The following is a 523-nucleotide window of genomic DNA, read 5'->3' as shown; positions in this document are numbered from 1 at the left end:
TCGCCCTATTCAGACTCGCTTTCGCTGCGGCTCCGGCTCTTCACCTTAACCTTGCACGGGAACGTAACTCGCCGGTTCATTCTACAAAAGGCACGCCATCACCCCTAAAACGGGCTCTGACTTTTTGTAAGCACACGGTTTCAGGTTCTATTTCACTCCCCTTCCGGGGTGCTTTTCACCTTTCCCTCACGGTACTGCTTCACTATCGGTCGCTAGGAAGTATTTAGCCTTGGCAGATGGTCCTGCCGGATTCATACGGGGTTTCACGTGCCCCGCACTACTCGGGATCCGTCTCGGAGGGAACAGACTTTCAACTACAGGGCTTTTACCTTCTTTGGCGGGCCTTTCCAGACCTCTTCGCTTAACCGGTTCCTTTGTAACTCCATGTGAGACGTCCCACAACCCCAAAGAGCAAGCTCTCTGGTTTGGGCTTCTCCGCGTTCGCTCGCCGCTACTGACGGAATCACTATTGTTTTCTCTTCCTCAGGGTACTTAGATGTTTCAGTTCCCCTGGTATGCCTCT

The 523-nt window shown here is 53.0% G+C and carries 1 rRNA gene; it reads right to left on the bottom strand.

Features of this window, described 5'->3' with window-relative positions:
• Nucleotides 1–523, bottom strand: a 23S ribosomal RNA gene (locus OM416_RS31710); the annotation flags it as partial.

Origin of the sequence: Paenibacillus sp. LS1, from assembly GCF_026013365.1 — a bacterium.
Classification (GTDB): domain Bacteria; phylum Bacillota; class Bacilli; order Paenibacillales; family Paenibacillaceae; genus Paenibacillus.
Note: the sequence above shows the minus strand (reverse complement) of the source record. Positions and strands in the feature narration are given on the sequence as shown.